This is a genomic window from Arthrobacter sp. AFG20 (assembly GCF_002892795.1).
In the GTDB taxonomy this organism is placed as follows: Bacteria; Actinomycetota; Actinomycetes; order Actinomycetales; family Micrococcaceae; genus Arthrobacter.
This window is the reverse complement of record NZ_PJMC01000002.1, coordinates 378,464-386,258: the sequence shown is the minus strand read 5'-3', so window position 1 is coordinate 386,258 and position 7,795 is coordinate 378,464. Positions and strand designations below refer to the sequence as shown.

2 protein-coding genes and 2 rRNA genes are annotated in these 7,795 nt (G+C 57.9%); 2 read left to right on the top strand and 2 right to left on the bottom strand.

Annotated elements, in window-relative coordinates; all coding sequences use genetic code 11:
- Positions 1–140: 140 nt before the first annotated feature.
- Positions 141–3,266 (bottom strand): 23S ribosomal RNA (locus tag CXZ05_RS03655).
- A 511-nt stretch (positions 3,267–3,777) separates the two neighbouring features.
- Positions 3,778–5,302: ribosomal RNA gene (locus tag CXZ05_RS03650) — 16S ribosomal RNA — on the bottom strand.
- The 16S and 23S rRNA genes sit together here, the layout of an rRNA operon.
- Before the next feature lie 689 nt (positions 5,303–5,991).
- Here CXZ05_RS03650 and CXZ05_RS03645 point away from each other — a divergent pair.
- Both CXZ05_RS03645 and CXZ05_RS03640 read left to right on the top strand, forming a co-directional pair.
- Positions 5,992–6,249 carry a hypothetical protein gene (locus CXZ05_RS03645; protein ID WP_102971245.1) on the top strand — a complete coding sequence of 86 codons (258 nt, stop codon included), beginning with the start codon at positions 5,992–5,994 and terminating at the stop codon, positions 6,247–6,249.
- Positions 6,250–6,388: 139 nt separating this feature from the next.
- Positions 6,389–7,786, top strand: coding sequence for a GAF domain-containing serine/threonine-protein kinase (locus CXZ05_RS03640; protein WP_102971244.1), 1,398 nt, complete (start codon positions 6,389–6,391; stop codon positions 7,784–7,786).
- Positions 7,787–7,795 lie beyond the last annotated feature (9 nt).

The window sequence follows — 7,795 nt, the reverse complement described above, 5'->3', positions numbered from 1 at the left end:
GTTGTTGGTTCCGGGACCATCAAAACCCGTGGCGGGTTTGTTGGTTGGGAACCACATAGTGGACGCAAGCAGTCTTGTTTCTTTGTACCCTGCTCCATGGTGTGAACGTCTTTTGAAGGTTTCGTTCACGAAGAGGGTGTGTGGTGTAAGTTATCGGCCTATTAGTACCGGTCAGCTTCACGAGTCGTTAGTCCTCGCTTCCACATCCGGCCTATCAACCCAGTGGTCTGGCTGGGGGCCTCTCACACACAAGGTGTATGGAAATCTCATCTCGAAGCGAGCTTCCCGCTTAGATGCTTTCAGCGGTTATCCCATCCGAACGTAGCTAATCAGCGGTGCACTTGGCAGTACAACTGACACACCAGAGGTTCGTCCGTCCCGGTCCTCTCGTACTAAGGACAGCCCTTCTCAAATTTCCTGCGCGCGCAGCGGATAGGGACCGAACTGTCTCACGACGTTCTAAACCCAGCTCGCGTACCGCTTTAATGGGCGAACAGCCCAACCCTTGGGACCTACTCCAGCCCCAGGATGCGACGAGCCGACATCGAGGTGCCAAACCATGCCGTCGATATGGACTCTTGGGCAAGATCAGCCTGTTATCCCCGAGGTACCTTTTATCCGTTGAGCGACGGCCATTCCACAATGTACCGCCGGATCACTAGTCCCGACTTTCGTCCCTGCTCGAGATGTCTCTCTCACAGTCAAGCTCCCTTGTGCACTTACACTCGACACCTGATTGCCAACCAGGCTGAGGGAACCTTTGGGCGCCTCCGTTACTTTTTAGGAGGCAACCGCCCCAGTTAAACTACCCATCAGGCACTGTCCCTGACCCGGATTACGGGCCGAAGTTAGATGTCCAAAGTGACCAGAGTGGTATTTCAACGATGACTCCACCCGAACTGGCGTCCGGGCTTCAACGTCTCCCACCTATCCTACACAAGCCACTCCGAACACCAATACCAAACTATAGTAAAGGTCTCGGGGTCTTTCCGTCCTGCTGCGCGTAACGAGCATCTTTACTCGTACTGCAATTTCGCCGAGTTTATGGTTGAGACAGCGGGGAAGTCGTTACTCCATTCGTGCAGGTCGGAACTTACCCGACAAGGAATTTCGCTACCTTAGGATGGTTATAGTTACCACCGCCGTTTACTGGGGCTTAAATTCTCAGCTTCGCCTTGCGGCTAACCGGTCCTCTTAACCTTCCAGCACCGGGCAGGAGTCAGTCCGTATACATCGTCTTGCGACTTCGCACGGACCTGTGTTTTTAGTAAACAGTCGCTTCCCCCTGGTCTCTGCGGCCCCGATCCCCTCCCGGTCGCTAGTACCGTTCAAGGTTGGGGCCCCCCTTCTCCCGAAGTTACGGGGGCATTTTGCCGAGTTCCTTAACCATAATTCTCTCGATCGCCTTAGTATTCTCTACCTGATCACCTGTGTCGGTTTGGGGTACGGGCGGCTAAAACCTCGCGCCGATGCTTTTCTAGGCAGCATAGGATCACCGAATCCCCCCTTTACGGGAGTCCCGTCAGATCTCAGGCACATGAACAGCGGATTTGCCTACCGTTCGCCCTACATCCTTGGACCGGGACAACCATCGCCCGGCTCGGCTACCTTCCTGCGTCACACCTGTTAATACGCTTGCCTCCCAGGATCAGGTCCCGCGCTCCACCAAAACCCTTCACCCACAAGGGGTGTCGGGCAGGTTTCAGGCGGTTAGTATCCCCTGTTCAACATGGGCGGTTTTTCGCCGGTACGGGAATATCAACCCGTTGTCCATCGACTACGCCTGTCGGCCTCGCCTTAGGTCCCGACTTACCCAGGGCAGATTAGCTTGACCCTGGAACCCTTGATCATCCGGCGGACGGGTTTCTCACCCGTCTTTCGCTACTCATGCCTGCATTCTCACTCGTGTAGGCTCCACCGCTGGTTTACACCGCGACTTCACCGCCCACACGACGCTCCCCTACCCATCCACACTCCTGAACCACGAAGGCTTGGAAAATATGTGAATGCCACAACTTCGGCGGTGTACTTGAGCCCCGCTACATTGTCGGCGCGGAATCACTTGACCAGTGAGCTATTACGCACTCTTTTAAGGATGGCTGCTTCTAAGCCAACCTCCTGGTTGTCTTCGCAACTCCACATCCTTTCCCACTTAGCACACGCTTAGGGGCCTTAGTTGGTGGTCTGGGCTGTTTCCCTCTCGACTATGAAGCTTATCCCCCACAGTCTCACTGCTGCGCTCTCACTTACCGGCATTCGGAGTTTGGCTGACGTCAGTAACCTTGTAGGGCCCATTAGCCATCCAGTAGCTCTACCTCCGGTAAGAAACACGCAACGCTGCACCTAAATGCATTTCGGGGAGAACCAGCTATCACGAAGTTTGATTGGCCTTTCACCCCTACCCACAGCTCATCCCCTCCATTTTCAACTGAAGTGGGTTCGGTCCTCCACGACGTCTTACCGTCGCTTCAACCTGGCCATGGGTAGATCACTTCGCTTCGGGTCTAGATCACGCCACTGCAACGCCCTGTTCAGACTCGCTTTCGCTACGGCTTCCCCACACGGGTTAACCTCGCGACGTAACACTAACTCGCAGGCTCATTCTTCAAAAGGCACGCCGTCACAGCTACAAGGCTGCTCCGACGGATTGTAAGCACACGGTTTCAGGTACTGTTTCACTCCCCTCCCGGGGTACTTTTCACCTTTCCCTCACGGTACTGGTCCGCTATCGGTCATTAGGGAGTATTTAGGCTTATCAGGTGGTCCTGACAGATTCACACGGGATTTCTCGGGCCCCGTGCTACTTGGGATACTCATCAAAGGCGGTGCACAGCATTACGGTTACGGGGCTCACACCCTCTACGGCCGGCCTTTCAAGACCGTTCACCTATACCAGCACTCACACCTCCCCGGTCCGGCAGAACCGGGACAACAAGTCCCACAACCCCGCCCATGCAACGCCCGCCGGCTATCACACATGGGTCGGTTTAGCCTGATCCGCGTTCGCTCGCCACTACTAACGGAATCACTGTTGTTTTCTCTTCCTGCGGGTACTGAGATGTTTCACTTCCCCGCGTTCCCTCCACGCACCCTATGTGTTCAGATGCGGGTCACCAGATCACTCGCGCGTCTGGCGGGGTTTCCCCATTCGGACACCCTGGGATCACAGTCCGGTTATCGACTCCCCCAGGCTTATCGCAGATTCCTACGTCCTTCTTCGGCTCCTAATGCCAAGGCATCCACCGTGTGCTCTTAAAAACTTGACCACAAAAGATCAAGGAGTAATTTTCGAGAGAACCACGAAACCGCCCCGCACACCCACAAGGGCATGCGAACCAGATCCAGGTTCATATTCTTGGAAATTGCTTCTTATAAAAGATGCTCGCGTCCACTATGTAGTTCTCAAACAACAACCCCGTACCACACACCCCGCACACACCCCAAAGGGCACCCATGCAATCGGCGCAGCCAGGAAACCAGAAACACAAGTCCCGGAACAGCAAGGAAAAACAACCCCGCCCCCCGGTCCTGTTGCCTCAGGACCCAACAGTGTGCCAAACACTAAACCGCACAACCCCGCCCCGCACCGTTCCAGGACAAGACCCCCGAAGGGAACCCGTCCGTACTAGACACAGGACAAAACCACGCGGCCGCTATCCGTTGATATTCCACCCATGAGCACCCGCCGCAGAACGATCGCCTGCGCAACGGGCCTTTACTCCTGACAAACCACACACCCCGCATACACGGGAACATGGGCCTGTAGGTGCTCCTTAGAAAGGAGGTGATCCAGCCGCACCTTCCGGTACGGCTACCTTGTTACGACTTAGTCCCAATCGCCAGTCCCACCTTCGACGGCTCCCTCCCACAAGGGGTTAGGCCACCGGCTTCGGGTGTTACCAACTTTCGTGACTTGACGGGCGGTGTGTACAAGGCCCGGGAACGTATTCACCGCAGCGTTGCTGATCTGCGATTACTAGCGACTCCGACTTCATGGGGTCGAGTTGCAGACCCCAATCCGAACTGAGACCGGCTTTTTGGGATTAGCTCCACCTCACAGTATCGCAACCCTTTGTACCGGCCATTGTAGCATGCGTGAAGCCCAAGACATAAGGGGCATGATGATTTGACGTCGTCCCCACCTTCCTCCGAGTTGACCCCGGCAGTCTCCCATGAGTCCCCACCACTACGTGCTGGCAACATGGAACGAGGGTTGCGCTCGTTGCGGGACTTAACCCAACATCTCACGACACGAGCTGACGACAACCATGCACCACCTGTGAACCGGCCCCAAAGGAGAAACCACATTTCTGCGGCGATCCGGTCCATGTCAAGCCTTGGTAAGGTTCTTCGCGTTGCATCGAATTAATCCGCATGCTCCGCCGCTTGTGCGGGCCCCCGTCAATTCCTTTGAGTTTTAGCCTTGCGGCCGTACTCCCCAGGCGGGGCACTTAATGCGTTAGCTACGGCGCGGAAAACGTGGAATGTCCCCCACACCTAGTGCCCAACGTTTACGGCATGGACTACCAGGGTATCTAATCCTGTTCGCTCCCCATGCTTTCGCTCCTCAGCGTCAGTTAATGCCCAGAGACCTGCCTTCGCCATCGGTGTTCCTCCTGATATCTGCGCATTTCACCGCTACACCAGGAATTCCAGTCTCCCCTACATCACTCTAGTCTGCCCGTACCCACCGCAGATCCGGAGTTGAGCCCCGGACTTTCACGGCAGACGCGACAAACCGCCTACGAGCTCTTTACGCCCAATAATTCCGGATAACGCTTGCGCCCTACGTATTACCGCGGCTGCTGGCACGTAGTTAGCCGGCGCTTCTTCTGCAGGTACCGTCACTTTCGCTTCTTCCCTACTGAAAGAGGTTTACAACCCGAAGGCCGTCATCCCTCACGCGGCGTCGCTGCATCAGGCTTTCGCCCATTGTGCAATATTCCCCACTGCTGCCTCCCGTAGGAGTCTGGGCCGTGTCTCAGTCCCAGTGTGGCCGGTCACCCTCTCAGGCCGGCTACCCGTCGTCGCCTTGGTGAGCCATTACCTCACCAACAAGCTGATAGGCCGCGAGTCCATCCAAAACCGCAAAAGCTTTCCACCCCCCACCATGCGATGAGGAGTCATATCCGGTATTAGACCCAGTTTCCCAGGCTTATCCCAGAGTCAAGGGCAGGTTACTCACGTGTTACTCACCCGTTCGCCACTAATCCCCGGTGCAAGCACCGGATCATCGTTCGACTTGCATGTGTTAAGCACGCCGCCAGCGTTCATCCTGAGCCAGGATCAAACTCTCCGTTGAAGAAAAACAGACACAACCAGAAACCACGGAAATAACGCGGAAACCGGCTGCACAAAATTTGAAACCAGCCAAAAACACCAGACCACACCACGGAGGCGGCACGGTCCGGCAAATTCAACCAATTCATGAAAAAATCGGTATCAACAAACTTGGCACACTATTGAGTTCTCAAACAACAGACACACCCGGCACCACCCAAACCAACGTTCAGGATCGCTCCGGAGCAACTTTTCAAACCTACCCGCTCTATCGAAGCTTTGCAAATCGGCGCTTCCGCGATTTTCGCTTGCAGGGGGGTCCCCGGCCCGTCTGCGGCACACCGTTGAGTGCGCCATTTTTCAGGCTGTTTTGAAGGGGGTCGGTCGCTATTTTTCCGCTTCAGCGGCGGCGACTCGAATGACTCTACACGGCCCCGGAGGCACGCGCAAATCGTCCCTGACCTCGGGGGCCGCAGCCACAGAGCCAGCCTTTCCGGACAGGCCGCGCGGGCAGCAAGTGCCGACCGCCCGGCGTCGTTACCACTCACTGAAAGTAGCGTTCCAGATACGACTTTGCGCATCCCCGGCTCAACTAGACAGAACAGTCTGTCTCGCATAAATTTCAGGTAGATCGCTGGCCCCGAAGGCAGAGATCCGTTATCGCTGAAGCAGAACGGCGGATCAATGTGCATGGTTTAGAGGAGCCCAAAAATGGATGCCACCCAGTTTGACCAATTTATCGCCGAGGCGCTGACCACGGAGCGGGAAACCGACACAGTCCTCGGCCCCGACGAACTCTACGGCCTCTACACCAGCTGGTGCCTGATCCACCAGTTGCAGCCAGCCGCCCCCGGCTCCCTGTTCACAGCGTTTAAGGGGCGCGGCATCGATCCGGAGAACTGCGAGCTGGCCATGACGGGTCCCGCAGCCGCTGACTACATACTGGCGAGCGCCCCCAGCCTCATCTAGGCCGGACCACAAAAAGAGCCGATGCAAATCGGCTCTTTCTGTGTATCCAAAACTATGTCTCTGGCGCACACTGCTGTCACAGCGCTTCAACGCACTAATATCGCCGGCCCCGGGCCAGGCGGGAAAATCAAGGTACCTCATGGCCGTACAACCCGGCATAGCAGAAGGCGCAGTCATCGGCGAAAGGTACCGGGTGGTGGAACAGATCGGTTCCGGCGCCATGGCCAACGTGTACCGGGCCGTCGATCTGTCCCTCGAGCGAGAAGTAGCTCTCAAGGTCATCAACAAAAGCAACGCCGCTCATGAAAGAGCACGTGATGATGACGCCGAAGTCAAAGTCCTCGCGGCCCTGAACCACCACAGCCTCATCACGCTCCTTGACGCCGGCGTCGACCGGGAAGAGCCCGGCCGCACCCGAATCTACCTGGTCATGGAGCTGGTGGAAGGCCCAGACCTCAAGCGCCGCCTCGCCGAAGGCCCGCTCTCTTCCCGGCACACGGCCGAAATCGGCTACGACGTGGCGGACGCCCTCGCCTACATCCATGAAAGCGGCGTGGTTCACCGGGACGTCAAGCCCGGTAACATCCTGGTCTTCGACTACCAGCACGACACCGCCCGGATGCACGCAAAGCTGACAGATTTCGGCATCGCGTTGATGGCTGACGCGCCGGACCTGCACGACGGCGGATTCCTTGGCACCGCGGGCTACCTCAGCCCCGAGCAGGCGAAGGCCGAGCCCATTGGCCCGCCCAGCGATGTCTACTCCCTGGGCCTGGTCCTGCTCGAGAGCCTGACCGGGCAGCAGGCGTTTCCCGGCGACCCGTTGCAGAGCGCCCTCGCCCGCCTGATGGACGACCCCCATATCCCGGAGGACGTTGAGCCTGAGTGGCGGCTCCTCCTGGCGGCCATGACCGCACGGAACCCGGAGGACAGGCCATCGACCGCCGAGGTGAGCCAGGCCCTGTATGAGCTGTCCCTCAGCAGCCGCGGAAAGCACAAGGTTGACGCCACCGTCATTCCCGCCGACGAGGAAGCCCGGATGGAGGCCGTGCACAGCTACGGCATCCTCGACACTCCCCCGGACGGCGCCTTCGACAGAGTCACCGCGCTGGCTGCCAGGCTGTTCTCGGTGCCGGTGGCCATCGTGTCGATCGTGGATCACGACCGGATCTGGTTCAAGTCCCACCACGGCCTGGACTTGGAGCAGATCAGCAGGGATCCGGGCCTGTGCGCGTCGGCGATCCTGCAGGACGATCTCTGGGTGGTGGAGAACGCGCCGGAGGACCCGCGGACGCTGCTCAATCCGCTGGTCGCTGGCGACTTCGGCCTGAAATTCTACGCCGGCGCTCCCCTCAAGACCCGGAGCGGCTACAACCTGGGCACCCTCTGCATCCTGGACTTCGAACCCCGCACCATGACCGACGAGGACAGTGCAAACCTGCGTGACCTGGCCGCGGTGGTCATGACCGACCTGGAGCTGCGCCTTGAGGCAGCAGCCGGGCTGCCTGCAGCGCTTGATACCGGCGTCGTCACGTAGGGGCGTCAA

Bases quoted from the DNA above. Each gene is read 5' to 3' on its own strand.
- CXZ05_RS03645 (WP_102971245.1), top strand. From the start codon at position 5,992: ATGGATGCCACCCAGTTTGACCAATTTATCGCCGAGGCGCTGACCACG.
- CXZ05_RS03640 (WP_102971244.1), top strand. From the start codon at position 6,389: ATGGCCGTACAACCCGGCATAGCAGAAGGCGCAGTCATCGGCGAAAGG.